This window comes from Vibrio sp. R10-SG3-ISO3 (assembly GCF_059834225.1).
The window spans coordinates 47,479-66,911 of record NZ_JCBDHE010000047.1; the positions used below are offsets into that span (position 1 = coordinate 47,479).

A 19,433-nucleotide genomic window follows, 5' to 3' on the forward strand; every position below is an offset into this window, starting at 1 on the left:
AGAAGAGAAACAAAAGAGAGACCTCGCCTTAGCGAGGTCTCCTTATTTGAGCGGTTCTGTACTGAAGTGGTGATGTTCAACGTGCGATGTTCATGGAGAGCTGTAAATCCAACGACAGCGAGGCGAGTTTGGTTTTCAGCACTTGACGCATGGTGTCCAACTCCGAGACTTTCAGCTGTTTCTGGTCGGTGGTGACATCGAGGCGGACACGCAGCTCACGACCCACTTTCGTCACGCCAGCCACTTCAAGTTGCGAGCTAAGTTGCGCGTCAAGGGCGCTCACTTCTTTGTCCACGCGGCGCAGAATTTCTTTGCTTGGTGCCATCATCAGTAGTTCTCGCATCGCATCGCGAATCATATCAAACGGTACTTTGATAAAGTAAAACGACATGGCAATCATCATCATCGGGTCTGCGTATACTGCGTAGTGCGCGAACGGCGAATAGGTTAGCGCCAAAGCGAGTAAGAAACCGAGCGTAACCGCGACACTAAGCAGTGTATCCATTTGCCACTGCTTGGCTTCCGCCTCAATCAGGCCAGAGGAAAAACGCTGAGATTTTTTCGCGATCATCCACCATGCATAACCACAGCCAATGACGTTCACGATGCCAAACAGAGACGCAATCGAAGGATCAACCTCGCGGCCGCCATTCGCAACAGCGATAAGTGCGGAGTACAGCGAATACCCAACAATCGATAAGATAACCGCTCCTTTGATGGCGATGACCACCGGCTCTAACACCGCTTTACCAAAAGGAAAATGACTTTTCTGTGGGCTCTGGATGTAACGTGATACCGCGAGCGACAATAAAGTTAACAGCAAACTAACAAGTGAGTAGACGCCGTCAAAGACGATAACCAGTGATCCAACCAATGAACCGAGTACCAAACCACCCACAGCAAAGCCAGACGCAATAAGAGCTGAAAAGGTCAGTATTCGTTTTTCATTCAAGCTGGTTTGAGCACACATAACATCATCTCTGTCGTAAACACGCTTATAGTTTTTACTTAAGCGGACATTTAAACAACTGAGAAATGTGCATGGTCGAAGGGTGAAAGGAAGGGTTGGTAAATATTTTATTATAAATCAGCTGGTTAACAAGAAAATTATGTGTCAATAAATTTGACGCTGGCTGTCGGTCGGTTTAGAAATCAAACAAATATTCATTGAGGCGATCCGCAAGCCAAGTCATCCCTGGGTGCTCCGCCATGCCCGCAGACGTAAACATGCAGTAATCTTCCTGAGTAAGTCCGTAGGTATGTTTGATGACCGAGAGCTTTTGCTGACGCAACAAATGGCGAATCAAGGGTTCAGGTAACACGCCCCATGCGTCCTCTTCCATAATGGTTTTGAGCATATAATCGAAGCTTGAAAAACCGATGTGTCGCAATGAAAAAGGCTGAAGTTCTGGGTTGTCTTTCTCATTAAGATACACCATGACCGCTTGCATGGCATTGCGCAGCTCATCGTCGGATACTCGGCGCAACTGACTGAGCTTATGATCCGCACTGCATACTGACATCATGCGGATTTTGCCTAAGGGTTGGTAGGCGATGTGTGGGTCGTCGATGCGTTCGTAATCCACACCAAAGGCAAAATCGACTTGCCCGGTGGCGACCAAGTTTGCCAAGTCGCCACTGGATGCCAAGACGAGGTTGAATGAGGTGGCAGGGAACTGGTTGTTGAGTTTGTGGGAAAGATCCAGCCACATATCATCAGGCAATGAATCGTCACGAGCGATCCACACTTCGGCGTTAAATTCACCTGAGACTTGCGCGCAGGTTTGGCGAATTCTCGCGGCGGTGACCAGCAAGTTTTGGCAATCTTTGTAGATGGCTTTGCCGGCCTCAGAGAGGGTCAAATGGTTGCCAGTGCGAATGAACAGGTCGATTTGCAGATCTTTTTCCAACGCTTTAATGGCCATACTGAGCTTAGTTCGATTGCAGTCTAACTGGCGAGCCGCCTCTGAGACGGAACCCGTATCGGCGATGGTACAAAATGCCTCAATTTGCGATAAGTTCATATTTTGGTCAATTTGGTTGGGTTATCATCGATCTTATACGAATAACAGATGTCTGTCTGTTTTCAGTAGCGAAATGCTATCAATTTCATGCAGGTTTGGTAATCTTCTGCTATGCCAAATGAAGATGTTATAGGGAGATCATGATGGCGGCAACTTGGGATGAACTCGCACCGGACTGGGAGAAAGATGAGTCCACCAGCCTTTATGCGCAAAAGGCGTTCGAGTCATTGGAGAATGCAGTCCGCATTCAAAATACACATGTGTTAGATTTTGGTTGCGGTACAGGATTACTGAGCCAAAAACTCTCTCCATTGGTGAAAGACATCGTCGCGCTAGACAGCTCGGAAGCGATGATTGAACAACTCGATCTCAAAGAGCTCGCCAATGTTGAGCCCGTCGTCGATATTCTTTCACGCGGCTTAGTCGCCATGCACCCGGCTTTTCGACATCAGTTTGATCTCGTCGTGGCCTCCTCGGTGTGCAGTTTTCTTCCTAACTACGCGGAAACCGCCGACGTGGTTTACAGCCTACTTGATGCCGGTGGCCACTTTGTTCATTGGGATTGGCTCTCTGACGGCAATCAAGAGAGCGGAATGAGCAAGGAGCACGTGAACCAAGTGCTCACCGGTGTTGGTTTTAGTGAAGTGCTGACTTCTGTACCGTTCGCGATAGATACCCCACACGGCAAGCTGCCGGTTTTGATGGCGATAGCCAAAAAATAATTCGCTAAGAGCTTGAGTGTCTTTGCTTTTAATGCTGATGCACTTAATGCTGATAGCGACGAACTTCTTCTAAAACCTCGGGGTTAGCAATAGCACCGAGGTTTTTTATTGTTTCGCCATGAAGCACTTGTTTCACCGCCAGTTCAACTAACTTGCCAGATTTGGTTTTGGGTATATCACTCAACGTGTAAATTTCGCTGGGTACGTGGCGTGGTGAGCATTGGCTTCTGAGTCGAGTGGTGATGGCAGCTTTGAGTCTCTCATCGAGTATTACCCCCTCTGCTAACTGGACGAACAGGACAATGGTTTCGTCTCCCTCTTTTACGCGCCCAACCGCGATAGAATCAAGGACTTCTGGCAACTGGTTCACTTGCTGATAAATTTCAGCGCTGCCGATCCTGACGCCACCCGGGTTGAGGGTGGCATCACTACGGCCAAAAAAGCGTACACCACCGGTTTGACTCATTTGAACGTCATCACCATGATGCCAAGTGTTGGCAAATCTCGCCCAATACGCTTGATGATAGCGACGGCCATCGTCGTGCCAAAAGCCGAGCGGTTGGTTGGGAAAGCTATTGCGACAGACTAACTCGCCGCGTTGATCTGTCACGGCTTGTCCCTCTTCATCAAACACAGCGACATCCAGCCCAAGTCCGGGGCCTTGACACTCGCCTACATAAACGGGAGACAACGGGTTGCCCAGGACAAAGCAGCCGCAAATGTCCGTTCCCCCCGAAATCGATGCGAGATGGAGATCGGATTTAATCTTATCGTACACATAGTGATATTGGTTGGCGTAGAGCACCGAACCGGTAGAACACAATGTCTTTAGTGACGACAGATTCACGTCATTTTTTGGCGTGTAGCCAGCTTTCTCAATCGCTTCTAGATATTTGGCTGAAGTGCCAAATAGGCTGACTTGCGCGCGTTCAGCCAGTGACCATAGTGTCGCTGGCGTTGGATAAACGGGGCTACCATCATAAATCACTAAGGTTGCGCCACTGGCAAGAGCAGAGACATGCCAGTTCCACATCATCCAACCGCACGTGGTGTAATAAAACACACGATCATTGGGTTTGATGTCGCAATGCAATTGATGCTCCTTGAGGTGATTCAATGTGGTTCCCCCGACACTGTGGACGATGCATTTGGGTTTGCCCGTGGTGCCTGAGGAGTAGAGGATGAAAAGTGGATCGTTAAAGCCGACCCGTGCAAATTCAATGCCCCTAGGTAAACAACTCGACAGCACCGACTCCCAATCGGAAAAGCCCTCGTTGAAAAACAGATCACAGGCGTGATCCGCGAGGTATTCAATCTGACAGGTGTTGGTAATGCTCGAAATGGCGTCGCAGATCTGCCCATTTTTCTCCACCATAGAGTGGGTTTTGCCACCGAATTGATAGCCATTGCAGCAAAACAAGATCTTAGGTTGTACCTGACCAAAGCGCTCGACCACACTGTCTACGCCAAAATCAGGAGAGGTAGAGGTCCATACCGCGCCGAGGCTGGTGGTTGCCAACATGGCAATCACCGCTTGAGGGCCGTGTGGGAGGTAGCCAGCGACCACGTCACCTCGCTCGACGCCATTGTGACGCAGCCACTGCTGGACGATGGAGACTTGATCGCACAAGGCTTGCCAACTCAGCTGCGTTTCTACGCCAGATTCATTGTGAAACCAAATCGCCGGATTATTTGGACGTTGATACGCATAAGCGAGTAAGTTTTCTGCGTAATTGAGCTGTGCTTGAGGGAACCAGATGGTGTCTCGACTGGCACTAAATTGACCGTGTTTCGCTAGACCTTCTCCCTTAATACACTCACCGCGATAGCCAATCACGTCACAGACTTGCCAAATTTCGAGCCAAAATTGGTTGGGGTTTTCAACAGACCAAGTATGCAAATCCTGATAAGACTCAATAGCTTGGCCTTGCATGTTGATGTGCTGAATGAATTGCGCAATGTTGGCGTTACGTTGTCGCTCAGTCGTGGGTGACCAAAGCAGTTCGGGGGAGAGAGCAGAAGAGTCAGTCATTGGCGTATCCAGTGTTTTTATTGTTTTCGTTGTTTTGATTTTTGGTGCAAATATCGCCAAAGTCAAACCTTGCACTTCTTTTCATACCCATGAAAAACAAGTAAAAAAACGGAAAATGTAAAATATTTGTTACATGAGGTTGAGTGTTGATTGAACAAGCCATGATTGTCACTCAATGTCGGTATGGATACGCTTTATGTAACAAAATTGTTATGGATTGACATCATGACCTCGTATCACTCTAAGCCTGTCGATGCGCAAGGGCAGATCGCCTGGACGGCAGAAGAACATCAGATTTGGCAAGCCTTGGTAGAGCGCCAGTTAGCAGTCGTACAAACCCGAGCATGCCAAGCCTACCTAGATGGCCTTAAGCTGCTGGATTTGCCTTGCGATCGAGTCCCGGCACTGCGCGACATAAACCGCGTACTCGCCAGAGAAACTGGCTGGCAAGTGGAGCCAGTGGCAGCGTTGATCAGTTTTGATAAGTTCTTTGCGCTCTTGGCGCAAAAGAAATTTCCTGTCGCGACGTTTTTACGCTCACGACAAGAGTTCGACTACCTCCAAGAGCCAGACTTTTTTCACGAAATATTCGGCCATTGCGCCATGCTTACTCATCCCGATTTTGCCGCTTACACTCACACCTATGGCCAAATGGGGTTAGCGGCATCACCAGAAGAGCGTGTCTATCTCGCAAGATTGTACTGGTTTACGGTTGAGTTCGGCTTGGTGAAAGAAGCCGGGGCCACCAAGATTTACGGCGGGGGGATTCTCTCTTCGCCCGGTGAAACCGTGTATGCATTGGATGACGCGAGTGCAAAACGAACCCCTTTTGATCTCCATACTGTGCTGCGGACGCCCTATCGAATTGACATCATGCAGCCACAATATTTTGTTTTAGAGGATCTTCAGCAGTTGTATACCCTAAGCAACATGGACTTAATGGCCCACGTCAAGCAGGCAATGCAAGCTGGCTTACTCCCTCCACTATTTGAACCAAAGGAAATCTCCCATGTTGAATGAATTGCGTTGTGAAGCGTGCCACAGTGATGCCACCCCCCTCGGCTCTGAGCAACGAAGATTGCTATTAACGGAGTTGGAGGGATGGAAAATCGTTGATCGAGACGGCATCCCCCAATTGGAAAAAGTGTATCGCTTTAAAAACTATCAACTGGCGTGGGCCTTCGCCAATAAAGTCTCTCAGCTTGCTGAAGAGGAGTTCCACCACCCCTCACTACTGTTGGAGTGGGGAAAGGTCACCGTCACCTGGTGGAGCCATTCCATCAAAGGCTTGCACCAAAACGACTTTATCTGCGCGGCCAAGTGTGACCGCTTTTAACGGATAGCATAACGCCCCTCACTAGCATTCGGCTTGTGAGGGGCGTCGTCTTTTCTCAGTGCGGCGTATTAGTTTGCGGTCAGGTAACGCTGCTCTTTGGCGAGTGTTTTATCGCCATCAATAATTTCGAACGTGAAAGTGCGGCCGTTATCAAACAAGTTAGCGGCGTAGAATGTTCCTTTTGAACCACTGACGAAATGTTTGACACCGTTGCCACGGACTGTGACGTCAACACCACTGACGGGTTGTCCGTTGTCAAGTACCGTGACGATTGCGCCGTGATTTGCTGTTGCTACATCAAGGGTGTAGTTGTGGCTGTCGGCAGCAAATGCTGATGTTGCAGTAACCAAAGAGAGTGCAAGAGTGGTGATGATAGTTTTCATAGAGTATTCCTCAACAAGTAGGTGGAATTAAGTTTGCTGGAGTCTGTCTCAGCGCTTGATAGGAATATTAAATGTGATTTCGGTCACGAAAAATCATGGTTTTTAGTTGAACTAGTTCGAAAAAATTGAACGTAGTTTTGTTTAACTTGTGTACAAAGCTAAAGAGTTACTGATAATGGTCGCTATACTCTTTACAGTAACGACAAAGCGCTTGCGTATGGAACTATGAAAAAAATCATCATGGTGTTGTTGCTGCTTGTCGGTATTGCTTGTGCCGGTGGCGGTTATTACATCTTTTATTATAAGCCTCAACAAGATGCGTTGGCACTCGCCGCACAAGAGTCGGAGCCCGAGGCACCAAAGCCTGTGGAAAAAAAAGCGCCACCTGAGCCAGAACCCGAGCCCATCACAGATTATTACGTGAACCCAGCCAAACTTGGGGTGCGTGAGCAACCCGATGAACAGGCGTTTATCGAGAGTGTTGTGTATCGCGGCGATAAACTGCATGTTTTGGAAAAAAAAGACGGTTGGGGACGCATTTCACCCTATTACGTGTATGAAGAAGGGGGCCCGGAAGTCGCTGAATGGGTGCCGATGGAGGCACTGCTCGAGGTTGCGCCCACGATTACTCGTGAAGAGCGTATTGAGACGGTCAGTGGCTACATCGAAAATTCCGACGATTTTAAAACCTTTTTTGACCGCTTTATCCAGTCCACCGACAGTTTGCTCAAAGAGGGGACGTGCTCGCCAGAAGACTTTGAAGAGTTGGGCGGTTGGGTGCGTTCTGTTACCTTCAGTAGCGACGATATCTACTTTGTCTATTGCGGTGGTTTGAAACAGGCGAACAAAATTTATCTCAACGCGCAAACGGGCGAAATCTTCTATCGCTGATCCCCAAACACATTGACGAAACCATGACGCACAGATGCTTACATCTTGGCGGGAGTTACGTATATACTTATCCAAGTATTTGAATTGCTAAACTATGTGCTCTGAGTACGGTCTTGTGCTCATAGTTTGATGGACATAGTAGGCTTAACGAGGTCGAGTTGGCCTCGTTGACAGGAAAGGATAATAAAGGGAGAGAACGATGGGCACGATCACGCGCACCCTAGTTGCCGTCGCGTTTGCGATGCACATGGCCACGTCATATGCGGCTGTCATTGAAACCACGACACTGGTGGGATTTGGTGAAGCAAAATATCCGCAAGATTTCACCCACTTTGATTATGTCAATCCAGACGCCCCAAAATATGGCAAAGTGACGTATGGACAAGTCGGCACGTTCGATAACTTTAACCGTTACGCTTCTCGCGGGGTTGCGGCGGCGGCCAGTGGCGAGCTATACGATCCCTTAATGTTCTCTCCAAGCGATGAGATCGATGCTTATTACCCCTTAATTGCACAGCGTGTCCGATACTCGGATGACTACCGCTGGTTAGAGCTCGACATCAACCCGAAAGCACGCTTTCACGACGGTCAACCTATTACTGCACACGATGTCGCCTTTACCTTCGATAAGTTTATGAAAGAGGGGGTGCCGCAATACCGCGTCTATTATCAAGACATTCAATCTGTGACCGCTAAAGATGATCTCACGGTGCGCATTGAGATGGCGACGCCCAATCGAGAAAAGTTGTTTAGCTTTGCGCAGTCCACACGCGTGTTGCCTAAACATTTTTGGCAGGACAAGAACCTTTCCGAACCGCTATCGACGCCACCTATCGGCAGTGGTGCCTATCAAGTCACCGATTATCAATCTGGCCAGAGCGTCACCTATTCACTGGTAGAAGATTACTGGGCACGTGATCTTCCCGTCAATGTGGGGCGCGATAACTTTGCGCAAATCCAATACGACTATTACCGCGATGACACCGTAATGCTAGAAGCGTTTAAAGCGGGCGAGTTTGATTTTCGTCTCGAGAATTCCGCCAAGTTTTGGGCGAATTCTTACACTGGGGTCAACTTTGATAAGGGATACATTGTCAAACAAGAGATCCCTCATGAGAAGCCAGAGAACACCCAAGGGTTCGTGTTTAACACCCAGCGTGATCTGTTCAGCGACCCTAAGGTTCGAGAAGCGCTCTCTTACGCGATGGACTTTGAGTGGATGAACAAAAACATGTTCTATGGTCAATACAGTCGCACGCGCAGCTACTTTCAAAATACTGACTATGAAGCCAAAGGGCTTCCTGATGAGGGCGAATTAGCGGTGCTTGAAGCTTATAAATCTCAAGTGCCGGCGCGAGTGTTTACCCAGGAGTATCAGCCGCCAGTCACCGATGGCAGCGGTCGAATTCGCGCCCAGCTTAGAGTCGCGTTTAAACTGCTCGATGAGGCGGGTTGGGCACTTAAAGACAAGGTGATGACCAACAAAGAGACCGGTCAACCGCTCACCTTTGAGCTGTTGATTTACAGCCCAACCACGGAGCGTATTGCGATTCCATTGCAAAAAAATCTCAAGCTCATGGGCGTAGAGATGAACATTCGCTCGGTGGATACCACCCAATATATCAAACGCTTGCGTGACCGAGATTTTGACATGGTGTCATCGTCTTACAGCGCCAATCCTTATCCAAGTCCGAACTTAATGATCGTTTGGAACTCCAACTACATTGACTCCACCTACAACACTGCCGGTGTGATGGACCCCGTCGTGGATGCGTTGACGCTTGAGATTTCCAACAGTCAGCAAGATACGCAGGCGTTGTTGTCACTGGGTAAGGCGCTCGATCGCGTACTGCAATGGAACTTTTATGTGATTCCACAGTGGCATGTTGGCGAGTACCGCGTTGCGATGTGGGATAAGTTTGGACGCCCATCTGTGACGCCCAAATACGACCTTGGCGTTGACACTTGGTGGGTCGATAAACAAAAAGCGGACAAATTGCCAGAAAAACGCCGCTAAACCTGTAGGGCGATATTGAGCAAGGCCAATTCGAGGAAAACATGGCAGCGTATATATTTCGACGACTTTTGTTGGTGATCCCCACCTTGTGGGCGATCATCACCATCAATTTCTTTATTATTCAAATAGCGCCAGGTGGCCCTGTCGAGCAAGCGTTAGCCCAGATGGAAGGGCTCGGTTCTGGTGTTATGGAGCGTTTTGCCGGCGGTGGGAGCGAAGTCGACCTGAGTGTCTCCAATGACAATGCCGTGAGTGGTTATAAAGGCTCTCGCGGTTTGGATCCCGAAGTGGTGGAGGCGATTAAAGTCCAGTTTGGTTTTGATAAGCCGCTGCTTGAGCGCTATGTTGAGATGCTCAAAAACTACGCGACCTTTAATTTTGGTGAAAGTCTGTTTAAAGGCGGGAACGTCATTGATTTGATTGTCGAGCGGTTGCCCGTCTCCATCTCCCTCGGGCTTTGGAGTACGTTGATCATCTATCTGATCTCGATTCCTTTGGGGATTCTAAAAGCGATTCATCATGGTAGTCGCTTTGATATTTGGTCCAGTGCACTGGTGATCATCGGTTACGCCATTCCCGGTTTCTTGTTCGCCATCATCCTTATTATTTTGTTTGCCAGTGGCAACTACTTCAGCTGGTTTCCCTTGCGTGGCTTGGTGTCGGCCAATTTTGAGCAGCTGAGTTGGTATGAACAAATCCTCGACTATTTTTGGCATTTGGCGCTGCCGATTTGTGCGATGGTGATTGGCGGCTTTGCGACGCTCAGCATGCTGACCAAGAACTCGTTTCTGGATGAGATCAACAAACAGTATGTGGTGACGGCGCGGGCAAAAGGATTGGACGACCGCTCTATCTTGTACAAACACGTATTTCGTAACGCCATGCTTATCATTATCGCGGGTTTTCCTGCGGCATTCATCAGCATCTTTTTCACTGGTTCGATGCTGATTGAAGTGATGTTCTCTCTTGAGGGCATAGGTCTACTCGGTTTCGAGTCGACCATACAGCGGGACTATCCGGTGGTGTTTAGCTCGCTCTACATCATGACGCTGCTCGGACTGCTGCTGAGTATTATTTCCGATCTGACCTATACCTGGGTTGACCCAAGAATTGATTTTGAGGCGCGCTAATGCAAGCGAAGAAAAGACGTAACCCGCTCAACGAAGCTCGCTGGCAGCGCTTTAAGGCTAATAAGCGCGGATTTTGGTCGTTGTGGATCTTCTTGGTTTTATTTACCGTGAGTTTGTTTGCCGAGCTGATTGCCAACGATAAGCCATTGCTGGTGGAGTACGATCAGCAGTGGTATTTTCCTATCGTTCAACAATACGCAGAAACGGAGTTTGGCGGTGAGTTTGAGACCGAAGCCGATTACACCGATCCGTATGTGATTGAACTCATTGAAGAGAAGGGCTATCTGATTTGGCCTCTGATCCGTTTCAGTTACGATACGATCAATTTTGATATTTCCGGTAGCGTCCCATCGGCGCCCGATAGCGTCAATTGGCTCGGCACGGATGACAAAGGCCGCGACGTACTGGCCCGAATCATTTACGGTTTTCGAATTTCGGTGCTGTTTGGTTTTGTGTTGACCATCATTTCCAGCGTGATTGGTGTTGCCGTCGGCGCGACGCAAGGCTACTACGGTGGTTGGCTGGATCTGTTGGGTCAGCGTTTTATCGAAATTTGGTCTGGAATGCCGACCCTGTTTTTACTGATCATTTTGTCGAGCTTTGTCGAGCCGAATTTCTGGTGGTTACTGGGGATTATGGTGGCGTTCAGTTGGATGAGCTTAGTTGGCGTGGTGCGAGCCGAATTCTTACGTTGCCGAAATTTTGATTATGTCCGCGCCGCGCATGCGATGGGTGTCAGCGACGGGCGCATCATGCGTCGCCACATGTTGCCCAATGCGATGGTCGCCTCACTGACCATGATGCCGTTTATCTTATCCGGTTCGGTCACAACATTAACCTCGCTTGACTTCCTTGGCTTTGGTTTACCGGCCGGTTCGCCATCACTGGGTGAGTTACTGGCGCAAGGTAAAGCCAATTTGCAGGCGCCGTGGCTCGGTTTTTCGGCCTTCTTTGTTCTCTCTATCATGCTAACCTTGCTCGTTTTCGTCGGCGAAGCGGTACGTGACGCGTTTGACCCCCACCACCAAGGACGATAATCATGAGTACTCCTATTTTACAAATAGACGGTTTATCGGTGGGCTTTGGCGCCGGTGATGCGCCTCTGACGGTCACTCATCAAGTGTCACTCAATGTCGCCAAAGGGGAGACGCTCGCCTTGGTCGGCGAGAGCGGCTCAGGTAAGTCGGTGACAGCCAATTCGATTCTCAAGTTGTTGCCAAAAGGTTCAGCCCATTATCTGGAAGGAAGTATTCAGTTTGATGGCATTGACATGCTCAGTTGTTCAGAGCGTCAGTTACGTGGTATTCGCGGCGGTCGAATTGGGATGATTTTCCAAGAGCCTATGGTGTCGTTAAATCCGCTGCATAAGGTGGGCAAACAACTGGTTGAGACCTTAGCGATTCACCGCGGCATGCGTTCGACTCAAGCGCAACAGCGAGCCATTGAGTGGCTAGGAAAAGTCGGAATTCGTCATCCTGAGCAAAAAATACAGGCCTATCCGCATGAGTTGTCGGGGGGAGAACGTCAGCGCGTAATGATTGCGATGGCGTTAATTAATGAGCCTGAGCTGCTGATTGCCGATGAGCCGACAACAGCGCTCGATGTCTCTGTCCAAGCGCAAATTCTGGATCTGCTCAAAGCGCTGCAACAAGAGATGGGCATGGCGATGCTGTTTATCACTCATGATCTGAGTATCGTTCGCCGTATTGCGGACCGAGTGGCCGTCATGCAACACGGACATTTAGTCGAGACAGGGGAGTGCAAAGCGATCTTTCAAAACCCGACCCACCCCTACACGCAAAAGCTGATTCACTCAGACCCGAGAGGCTTACCTGTTCCGGTTGAACCTGACTCGCCCGCTTTGTTGACAGTGGATCAGTTGAAAGTGTGGTTTCCCATCACGGGTGGTCTGTTTAAGCGGGTAGTGGATCACGTGAAAGCCGTGACAGAGATGAGCTTTGCTTTACGCAAAGGTCACTCCATTGGATTGGTTGGCGAGAGTGGCTCGGGGAAATCGACCACAGGTATGGCGATTCTCAAATTGGTCCACTCGCAAGGACATATTGAGTATCAAGGACACGCACTGGACACGCTCGATCGCGCGGGTATGCTGCCATTTCGCAGCAAAATGCAAGTGGTGTTTCAAGACCCGTTCTCAGCGCTCAACCCAAGAATGTCGGTGGCTGAAGTGATTGGGGAAGGATTGCGCGTGCACAAGCAATGGAGTGATGAAGAGATCGATGAACAAATCTGCGAAGTGATGAAAGAAGTGGATTTGGATCCGAACACTCGTCACCGTTATCCCAATGAGTTTTCCGGTGGGCAGCGTCAGCGCATCGCCATCGCTCGAGCGTTGGTGCTCAAGCCAGAATTCATTTTGCTTGATGAGCCGACCTCGTCACTCGATAGAACCGTGCAAGCTCAAGTGCTCGATTTGCTCAAATCGCTGCAAGAGAAGTATCAGCTGAGCTATTTGTTCATTAGCCACGATCTCAATGTCGTGAAATCCTTGTGCCATTACACCATAGTGATGAAACAGGGGCAGATTGTCGATCAAGGGGAGACGCAGCAACTGTTTACCTCTCCCGCTCACCCTTATACGCAGGAGCTGGTCTCGCTGTCGTCGTTTTAGCGAGTCAGCGTGTTTTATATAGCAAGCTATTGGGGCCAGTATCAGTGGGCGAACCAAACGGTGTAGTATCGCCTTGTCGCGATTAAATGGTGGTGTAGCGGCTGGCGCTTGCCAGAGAGAGCGGTTTTGAAAACCAATAGCCTTGCAAGTAGGACGCGCCCATATCTGTGAAGATTCGCTGCATTTCGGCGCTCTCTATTCCCTCAATGACAATATCGACGCTGTAGCTTTTGCACAGCTTAGTGATGAAGGCGAGATACTCGAAGGTAGCGGGGTTTTGCAGCGAGCGCCACGCGATGGATTTGTCGACTTTGATCTGTTTTAGCGGCAGGTCAAAAAAACTATTGAGAGAGCTGTAGCCGGATCCGAAATCGTCTAACGAGAGTAAGAAACCATAACCATTGAGGCGGTAGAGTTGGTCAAAAGCACTCTGATTGCCATCAAGGATGATGGTTTCTGTCAGCTCTAGCACAATACTGCTCGTAGGCACGCCGTAGTGGTCTGCCATGGTTTTAATTTTTTTCGGAAAATCCTGTTGCAGCAACTGCAATACGGATACGTTGATATTCACCCGAACGCTCGATTGATGTTGCTGTGAGTAGGCTTTGATGAACTCGCAGGCTTTGGCAAACACAAAGTAGCCCAATTCAGACACTAAGCCTTTCTTTTCCGCTAGCGCTATAAATTCGTCGGGGTAAATTTCTCCCATCTCGCGGCTTTTCCAGCGTACGAGTGCTTCAAAGCTGGCCACGCGGTTTTGCTGGGTACAAATAATAGGCTGAAACTTCACGTTCAGCGTTTCACCTTGAATTGCCTCACCAAGTTCACGTTCGATGTAGAAGTGGCGATCGACCTTATCTTTGGTTTTGTCATCATAAACGCTGATGATTCCGTCACCTTGTTCCACTGCAAAGTGGCAGGTACGCGCAGCGATTTTAAGGGTATCTTCAGGCGCGGCATCGGTAGGGAAGTTAGGGTAGATGCCTATCACCATATCACGGCCGTACAACACGCCCTGTTCGTTGAGCGCATTTTGGTACTGCGTAATAATGCGCTGGGCGAGATCGTTCAGTGCAGCGGTGGTGTAGTCACCTTGACATAGAATCACAAAGTCATCAGAGCGAATACGGTAAATATCCACCAACACATCAGGCAGTGTTTTTAGGCTGATCAACAGGTGATTGAGCACATCGCGCATACTCTGTGAGCCATACAGGCTAAGGTAGGTACGCAGATCGCTAACATGGATATTCAGTAGATGATACTGTTCGCCCACCGGCGCGGTCAGCTGGTTGAGATCGAGGGTCAATTTTTGCTCGTTGGCAAGGCCTGTCGGAATATCAAACAGCGACGTGTGACGTAAAAACGCTTCCATATCTTTTTGTTGTGAGATGTCTTTGTGGCACCCAACCATAAAACGCTTACCGTTGATGGTTTTGGTGATAGACGTCGCTTCTAGCCAAACGTAGTCGCCGGTGGTGGCACGAATACGATATTGCGTGGTCATTTTGAGGTTGTCTTGCGCGATGTGCTCATTGACGCGACCATCGAGCATTTCTCTGTCCAATGGATGCACCAGTTTCAGCCAATCATTCAAACAAGAATGGCCGGTATTGATGCCAAATCGGCGATAAAAGGCGGGGCTATAAAAGCAGACATGTTCATTGTCAGACATGTAAAAGATACCGTCATTAAACACATCAAACATGTGCTTAAAGTGGTTGTCCATTAGGCCGTCGAGCTGAGCGCCAGAGAGAGGATGCTCAGCGTTATGGTCAATCGACTCTACCGCACCGCCGCTTTCAGCCTCTTCTGCAGCTTTGAGCGTATCAAACAGACTGTGGATGGTGTACTTAGACATATCGAAATAAAGACCTAGCCATAGATTGCTTAATCATTGATTTTATTGTGGTTATCTGCGTTAAGCAAAAATTTTGAACATTGTTTCATACATTTGATGCTACTGCCAACAAGAAGCGCGTTAACTGATAACGATTCTCTATTAATTTTGATATAGATGCAGTGAATAGACCATATTATTGAGTGATTATTCAATAATATTGATGAATGTGTGAAGAGAATCACCTAAGGCGCTGCGCATTGGCGAGTATAGTGGATTGTGCTACGGTGGCATTATCCAAAACTATCAAACTCGTCTCTTATTATGAAGTCTCAGCTTGATCTCAATTTACTTAAAGTATTGCTGCTGTTGGCGAAACATAAGCAGTTAAAACCGGTCGCAAAAGAGTTGGGAAAAACCGAAAGTGCGGTTAGTAAGCATCTCGCTAAGTTGCGAGAGCAGCTTGGTGACCCTTTATTTGTCAGAGGAGCACACGAGTTTGAGCCCACTGAGTTCACGCTCAAGCTTTTGCCTGGTGTTGAGCAAGGATTGGAGCTTATCCAATATTCGGTACAAGACAAAACGTTTGAACCTCAGTTGTATCAAAAGCCGATAAAAATCGCTTTGCCGAGCGTGGTGCAATATTTGGTAGGTAAAGATCTTCTGATTGACTTGCTCGACACGTTCCCACGCGCGCCGATTGATATCACCACTTGGAATGACTATTCGGTCAGCCACATTCTTGACGATAAAGTCGATATTGGCGTTCAATACTTTAACGGTGACTTGACGAAGAACCTCTACCAGCACAGGCTCGGGCAGTGTGATGCCAGTATTATCTGCGCCAAGCGCTATGCTGGGCGAACTCTAGACGATTTGCTTGCGATGCCGTTTGTATTAATGGAAATGAAAGGGTGGCAGCATTCGAAAGCCGCCACCAAAGTGGCATTGGCAGAGCGCGGCATTGCCATTAATGACATCGCGACCGTAGACAATATGACCTGTTTGTTTGAGGTACTTGATGAAATCGAGTGCGCTGCTTTCTTACCTAAGCTTCCCGCGCTGACAAAGCGGCCAAATCTGGCGGTGACTGTGCTCCCTGACAGCCTTATGGGAACGCCGCTGCCCCCGATTGTCAGCATATCTCGCTTAAAGAATCGAGGGAGCCCATTACACGATCTGCTGGTGAGTAAACTCAAGCAGCACGTGTTCTCCGGTTAAATCTATCGTACTTAGGCGGCGAGCTGACTTTGCAGACGAGTCAACTCGATGATGGACTCAACTTGGTATTTATCGAGAATGCGGGTCTTATAGGTGCTAATGGTTTTCGAGCTCAAAGAGAGCAGCTCAGAAATCCGCTTGTTCGAGTAGCCTTGAATCAAGTAGTTGAGAACGATGGTTTCTCGACTTGAAAGCGCCGGATGTTTTGCACTTTGCTCAGCGTCTTGCTTGAAAACCAAGTAGCCACGCACCACGCTATTGATCGATTCGGCAATGGTGGTGGTCGATTCTGTTTTTAACACAAACCCATTGGCGCCAATTTTATGCGCAGTATCGGAATAGAGTGGGTGATGGTGGCCTGAGACAAAAACAATTTTGCCTGTGTAACCGCGAGCTCGGGCGCGGCGCACAAATTCAAAACCGTCAGAGTTGTCGAGTTCAACATCAAGCACCACCAAATGACAGGGGTGTTGACGCAAATATTGCAGTGCGCTGAGTGATGAGCTGGTCGCTTCCACCTGCGCATTCGGAAAAAGTGTCTCAATGACCTGAGTAAGGGCTTCTTGAAACATGGGCTGACGGTCGATGATGAGTGTGGTAAACGGTGTGTTGAGCTGTGCGTTCATCTTTCTTTTATCTCTCTTATTGATTTACGTGAAACGCATCCATGCACTAATCGATGGCGTTAATGTAATCCAAATCTGAAAGACGGTGTGGAAAAGAGGAATTTCCGTTTCGGAAAGTTAGTCAGCGGCATGTCAACGGGGTCAACATGCCGACCATATCAATCGCTTAGAAGAAGTCGATCGACTTACGTCCGCCACTTTTGCTTGGTGTTGGCTTATCGGGTGTCGATGATGTTTGTGCGCTCGCTGGTTCAGGCTTGTGCGAAGGGCTCTGCTCTGGCGCCCGAGTCGAGGCTACGGACTTCTCTTCCTCAAGTTCCAGTGCGCTTGGCTGCGTGGCATCCACCGGATTCTCGATGTCGTGCTCTTCGCCTGTGTCATCAGCGTAGTAGTAGTCGTTGACACCGCTGCTTTCACCATCGGCACAAATGATGATGTAGTACTGCTGGTTGAACTCAATCAAATCGCCGTCCATGATCTTACGGCGTTTGCGCGTTTCTATTTCACCATTCACCGCGACATAGCCTTCAGAGATAATGTGCTTGGCTTCACCGCCACCACTGACGAGATTGGCGATTTTAAAGATCTTATAAAGCTCAATAGGTTGCGAGTCGATTTCAATACCGATCGCTTCAATTTCAATCTCTTCTGACTCATACTCAGACATAACGGGTTCTCACAAATCCTGATGCTAAACGTTTCTTGCATTACTATAATCGTGCCGCGCAGTGTACTGGCATCGACCAAAGATGCAATCTATTGCGTTAAATCTTTAATGATCGGGCACTCACTACTTGCATCGCCTGGGCAAGCGGCGACCCACTCTTTGAGCTGCTTTTCAATCTCTTGCAACTGGCGAATCTTGTTTTGCACTTCATCCAGTTTGACTTGTGCTCTGGCTTTCACTTCACTGCTTTTACGCTGCGGGTTGTGCGCCAGTTGGACGAACTCCTTACATTCTTGCAAAGAGAAACCGGCGTTTTTGGCTCTCGAGATTAAGTTCAGCTCTTGAACCTGTTGCTCGCCATACTCCCGATAGCCGGAATCACTGCGACTTGGCGGGGTAATGAGGCCTTTTTCCTCATACAGGCGGATAGACTTGCTGGATAGGCCAGTCAGTTCTGCGACGCTGCCAATGTTCATGCGCTCTCCTTTCGTCTCATGTTTGGCTATGTTGTACTACGAAATGATCGCTGATGCACTTATCTAGTGCCCAAAATATCTTGGGCCCAAAACGAAAAAGCTCACCCCGAAAGGGGTGAGCATAGCTAGCAATATTCGCCAGCAAATAAGGACAGTCGTTTACCTAGAACTTATAGGTAGATACGTGCGCCGATAACCCACATGTCGTTAGTTTCAACTTTCACGTTTTGTGGTTTGTCGTTTAGGTCGAACTGGTAAGCAGTGTAACCTACGAAGTTCGGCTTGAAGTTGTATTCAACTTGTAGAGCCATCTCTTCGCGAGTAGTTTCTTTAGTAGACGTTGATTTGAATTGCTTGCCTTCAACCATTTCGTAGTTGATGCTGAAGTTTAGGCTATTTGGTAGTGCGTATGCTGCTAGGAATTCGTAAGCAGTCGATTCTTCCAATAGACGGCTAGACTTCACAGTACCAGCGGTTCTGCCAACACTGTTCATATTTTCGTTTGAAGCGTAGACACCAGCAAGGTACAGGCCTTTACCATATGAACCGTATGCAGCAGAAACTACATGAGAAGTCGCATCGCCTTTACCAAATGTCGCGTTTTTGATCTCACCAGTATTGTAAGCATAACCTAGCTTAGCGCCCATGATTGAGTATGAAGCCGTTGCTTGAACACGGTCTTTTACATCATATTCAAAGTTTAATGCACCAATGTTTTCTAGCTCATCACTTTGTTGACCTTGCCACGCGAAACCAAAGTCTAGTGCGCCAGCTTCACCTAGCTCAACGCCATTACGGTAAGAGATCATGTTCTCGCCACGACCCGTACCAAATGCACCGTGGTTGTCGTAGATAAAGTCGTTAGCAAACGCGATTGGCATATCTGCTACGCCCGCTACGTCGTAGTAAGGTGCCCACTGAGTACCTGCGACTGCGCGGCCGAAATCTTCATGAGTTAAACCAACGTAACCAAGACGAGTTGTGAAAGTGTTGTCACCGCCGTCTAGGTAGTTCAGTTGCCATTCGCCGCGAGCGTCAGCTGTGAAGCCGTTGCCTAGGTCTTGAGTAGCGGTGAAGTTGATGCGTGGAGAGTTCGAGCCAACGCCAGTGTCGCCTTGCTCAGAACCGTTTAGGTTAACTGATACGTGACCGCCAACGGCGAAAGTCGTACCGTCGTTGTTGTAAAGCTCAACCGCCATTGCTGTTGAAGAAAGAGAGGCAATGGCTACTGCAAGAATCGTTTTTTTCATCATAAAGTCCATATTGAATCAGCCCATTCGATAAACGTAACGAAATGAGCGGGTTATCACGTTTGATTACGTGGGATGCACTTTATCTTGAAAGTTCGATGAAGCTCTCAAAAACATGATAAAACGTTAGAGATTTGAAATAACAAACAAAAACAGCGGGTTACAGGTGGTGTTTTGTGTTTTTAT

18 protein-coding genes are annotated in these 19,433 nt (G+C 48.5%); 9 read left to right on the forward strand and 9 right to left on the reverse strand.

What is annotated here, in order from left to right; genetic code table 11:
- Window positions 1–76: 76 nt before the first annotated feature.
- Together AC6R1A_RS14180 and AC6R1A_RS14185 are read right to left on the reverse strand one after the other, a co-directional pair.
- Window positions 77–970, reverse strand: coding sequence for a cation diffusion facilitator family transporter (locus AC6R1A_RS14180; RefSeq protein WP_500632128.1), 894 nt, complete (start codon window positions 968–970; stop codon window positions 77–79).
- A gap of 175 nt (window positions 971–1,145) precedes the next feature.
- The gene (locus AC6R1A_RS14185; protein WP_487902307.1) at window positions 1,146–2,024 is read right to left on the reverse strand and encodes a LysR family transcriptional regulator; all 879 of its coding nucleotides are present in this window, start codon (window positions 2,022–2,024) and stop codon (window positions 1,146–1,148) included.
- Window positions 2,025–2,167: 143 nt separating this feature from the next.
- On the opposite strand from AC6R1A_RS14185, the gene AC6R1A_RS14190 reads away from it, so the two are divergent.
- A complete protein-coding gene (locus AC6R1A_RS14190) occupies window positions 2,168–2,746 on the forward strand; it encodes a class I SAM-dependent DNA methyltransferase (protein ID WP_500632132.1) in 579 nt (192 codons plus the stop codon).
- Window positions 2,747–2,789: 43 nt separating this feature from the next.
- Here AC6R1A_RS14190 and AC6R1A_RS14195 read toward each other — a convergent pair whose 3' ends face one another.
- Window positions 2,790–4,778, reverse strand: a complete 1,989-nt coding sequence (locus AC6R1A_RS14195; protein ID WP_500633628.1) for an acetoacetate--CoA ligase — start codon at window positions 4,776–4,778, stop codon at window positions 2,790–2,792.
- A 225-nt stretch (window positions 4,779–5,003) separates the two neighbouring features.
- On the opposite strand from AC6R1A_RS14195, the gene phhA reads away from it, so the two are divergent.
- Both phhA and AC6R1A_RS14205 read left to right on the forward strand, forming a co-directional pair.
- A complete protein-coding gene (gene phhA, locus AC6R1A_RS14200) occupies window positions 5,004–5,798 on the forward strand; it encodes a phenylalanine 4-monooxygenase (protein ID WP_500626719.1) in 795 nt (264 codons plus the stop codon).
- Window positions 5,788–6,114 carry a 4a-hydroxytetrahydrobiopterin dehydratase gene (locus AC6R1A_RS14205; protein WP_500633629.1) on the forward strand — a complete coding sequence of 109 codons (327 nt, stop codon included), beginning with the start codon at window positions 5,788–5,790 and terminating at the stop codon, window positions 6,112–6,114. Before phhA ends, AC6R1A_RS14205 begins: the two co-directional genes overlap by 11 nt.
- 68 nt (window positions 6,115–6,182) lie before the next feature.
- On the opposite strand, the gene AC6R1A_RS14210 is transcribed toward AC6R1A_RS14205, so the two are convergent.
- Window positions 6,183–6,497: a hypothetical protein gene (locus tag AC6R1A_RS14210; protein WP_334552078.1), complete on the reverse strand. Its 315-nt coding sequence runs from the start codon at window positions 6,495–6,497 to the stop codon at window positions 6,183–6,185.
- 225 nt (window positions 6,498–6,722) lie between these two features.
- On the opposite strand from AC6R1A_RS14210, the gene AC6R1A_RS14215 reads away from it, so the two are divergent.
- The 5 genes from AC6R1A_RS14215 (at window position 6,723) to AC6R1A_RS14235 (ending at window position 13,167) form a co-directional block, all read left to right on the forward strand.
- Window positions 6,723–7,388: an SH3 domain-containing protein gene (locus tag AC6R1A_RS14215; RefSeq protein WP_500633630.1), complete on the forward strand. Its 666-nt coding sequence runs from the start codon at window positions 6,723–6,725 to the stop codon at window positions 7,386–7,388.
- A gap of 241 nt (window positions 7,389–7,629) precedes the next feature.
- Window positions 7,630–9,405, forward strand: coding sequence for an extracellular solute-binding protein (locus tag AC6R1A_RS14220; RefSeq protein WP_500633667.1), 1,776 nt, complete (start codon window positions 7,630–7,632; stop codon window positions 9,403–9,405).
- A gap of 41 nt (window positions 9,406–9,446) precedes the next feature.
- Window positions 9,447–10,535 (forward strand): microcin C ABC transporter permease YejB, encoded by a 1,089-nt coding sequence (locus AC6R1A_RS14225; protein WP_500629389.1) that lies wholly within the window; start codon window positions 9,447–9,449, stop codon window positions 10,533–10,535.
- Entirely contained in the window at window positions 10,535–11,572 is a 1,038-nt protein-coding gene (locus AC6R1A_RS14230) for an ABC transporter permease (RefSeq protein WP_334552075.1), read from the forward strand. Before AC6R1A_RS14225 ends, AC6R1A_RS14230 begins: the two co-directional genes overlap by 1 nt.
- A gap of 2 nt (window positions 11,573–11,574) precedes the next feature.
- Window positions 11,575–13,167, forward strand: coding sequence for an ABC transporter ATP-binding protein (locus AC6R1A_RS14235; RefSeq protein WP_500633631.1), 1,593 nt, complete (start codon window positions 11,575–11,577; stop codon window positions 13,165–13,167).
- Between the two features lie 82 nt (window positions 13,168–13,249).
- On the opposite strand, the gene AC6R1A_RS14240 is transcribed toward AC6R1A_RS14235, so the two are convergent.
- Window positions 13,250–15,028: an EAL domain-containing protein gene (locus AC6R1A_RS14240; RefSeq protein WP_500633632.1), complete on the reverse strand. Its 1,779-nt coding sequence runs from the start codon at window positions 15,026–15,028 to the stop codon at window positions 13,250–13,252.
- 303 nt (window positions 15,029–15,331) lie between these two features.
- Between AC6R1A_RS14240 and AC6R1A_RS14245 the strand changes: the two genes are divergently transcribed.
- Window positions 15,332–16,228, forward strand: coding sequence for a LysR family transcriptional regulator (locus AC6R1A_RS14245; protein WP_500630727.1), 897 nt, complete (start codon window positions 15,332–15,334; stop codon window positions 16,226–16,228).
- 11 nt (window positions 16,229–16,239) lie between these two features.
- Here the strand turns inward: AC6R1A_RS14245 and AC6R1A_RS14250 are convergent, their stop codons facing one another.
- The 4 genes from AC6R1A_RS14250 to AC6R1A_RS14265 all read right to left on the reverse strand — a co-directional run bounded on the left by AC6R1A_RS14250 (window position 16,240) and on the right by AC6R1A_RS14265 (window position 19,247).
- Window positions 16,240–16,854: a response regulator gene (locus tag AC6R1A_RS14250; RefSeq protein WP_487902300.1), complete on the reverse strand. Its 615-nt coding sequence runs from the start codon at window positions 16,852–16,854 to the stop codon at window positions 16,240–16,242.
- 166 nt (window positions 16,855–17,020) lie between these two features.
- Window positions 17,021–17,521 (reverse strand): RNA-binding S4 domain-containing protein, encoded by a 501-nt coding sequence (locus tag AC6R1A_RS14255; protein ID WP_500630729.1) that lies wholly within the window; start codon window positions 17,519–17,521, stop codon window positions 17,021–17,023.
- A gap of 89 nt (window positions 17,522–17,610) precedes the next feature.
- Entirely contained in the window at window positions 17,611–17,997 is a 387-nt protein-coding gene (cueR, locus tag AC6R1A_RS14260) for a Cu(I)-responsive transcriptional regulator (protein WP_500630730.1), read from the reverse strand.
- Window positions 17,998–18,167: 170 nt separating this feature from the next.
- The gene (locus tag AC6R1A_RS14265) at window positions 18,168–19,247 is read right to left on the reverse strand and encodes a porin (RefSeq protein ID WP_500633633.1); all 1,080 of its coding nucleotides are present in this window, start codon (window positions 19,245–19,247) and stop codon (window positions 18,168–18,170) included.
- Window positions 19,248–19,433 lie beyond the last annotated feature (186 nt).

Excerpts from the sequence above, each read along its gene's own strand:
- AC6R1A_RS14180 (WP_500632128.1), bottom strand. The coding sequence starts at position 970 with ATGTGTGCTCAAACCAGCTTGAATGAAAAACGAATACTGACCTTTTCA.
- AC6R1A_RS14185 (WP_487902307.1), bottom strand. The coding sequence starts at position 2,024 with ATGAACTTATCGCAAATTGAGGCATTTTGTACCATCGCCGATACGGGT.
- AC6R1A_RS14190 (WP_500632132.1), top strand. The coding sequence starts at position 2,168 with ATGGCGGCAACTTGGGATGAACTCGCACCGGACTGGGAGAAAGATGAG.
- AC6R1A_RS14195 (WP_500633628.1), bottom strand. The coding sequence starts at position 4,778 with ATGACTGACTCTTCTGCTCTCTCCCCCGAACTGCTTTGGTCACCCACG.
- phhA (WP_500626719.1), top strand. The coding sequence starts at position 5,004 with ATGACCTCGTATCACTCTAAGCCTGTCGATGCGCAAGGGCAGATCGCC.
- AC6R1A_RS14205 (WP_500633629.1), top strand. The coding sequence starts at position 5,788 with ATGTTGAATGAATTGCGTTGTGAAGCGTGCCACAGTGATGCCACCCCC.
- AC6R1A_RS14210 (WP_334552078.1), bottom strand. The coding sequence starts at position 6,497 with ATGAAAACTATCATCACCACTCTTGCACTCTCTTTGGTTACTGCAACA.
- AC6R1A_RS14215 (WP_500633630.1), top strand. The coding sequence starts at position 6,723 with ATGAAAAAAATCATCATGGTGTTGTTGCTGCTTGTCGGTATTGCTTGT.
- AC6R1A_RS14220 (WP_500633667.1), top strand. The coding sequence starts at position 7,630 with ATGCACATGGCCACGTCATATGCGGCTGTCATTGAAACCACGACACTG.
- AC6R1A_RS14225 (WP_500629389.1), top strand. The coding sequence starts at position 9,447 with ATGGCAGCGTATATATTTCGACGACTTTTGTTGGTGATCCCCACCTTG.
- AC6R1A_RS14230 (WP_334552075.1), top strand. The coding sequence starts at position 10,535 with ATGCAAGCGAAGAAAAGACGTAACCCGCTCAACGAAGCTCGCTGGCAG.
- AC6R1A_RS14235 (WP_500633631.1), top strand. The coding sequence starts at position 11,575 with ATGAGTACTCCTATTTTACAAATAGACGGTTTATCGGTGGGCTTTGGC.
- AC6R1A_RS14240 (WP_500633632.1), bottom strand. The coding sequence starts at position 15,028 with ATGTCTAAGTACACCATCCACAGTCTGTTTGATACGCTCAAAGCTGCA.
- AC6R1A_RS14245 (WP_500630727.1), top strand. The coding sequence starts at position 15,332 with ATGAAGTCTCAGCTTGATCTCAATTTACTTAAAGTATTGCTGCTGTTG.
- AC6R1A_RS14250 (WP_487902300.1), bottom strand. The coding sequence starts at position 16,854 with ATGAACGCACAGCTCAACACACCGTTTACCACACTCATCATCGACCGT.
- AC6R1A_RS14255 (WP_500630729.1), bottom strand. The coding sequence starts at position 17,521 with ATGTCTGAGTATGAGTCAGAAGAGATTGAAATTGAAGCGATCGGTATT.
- cueR (WP_500630730.1), bottom strand. The coding sequence starts at position 17,997 with ATGAACATTGGCAGCGTCGCAGAACTGACTGGCCTATCCAGCAAGTCT.
- AC6R1A_RS14265 (WP_500633633.1), bottom strand. The coding sequence starts at position 19,247 with ATGAAAAAAACGATTCTTGCAGTAGCCATTGCCTCTCTTTCTTCAACA.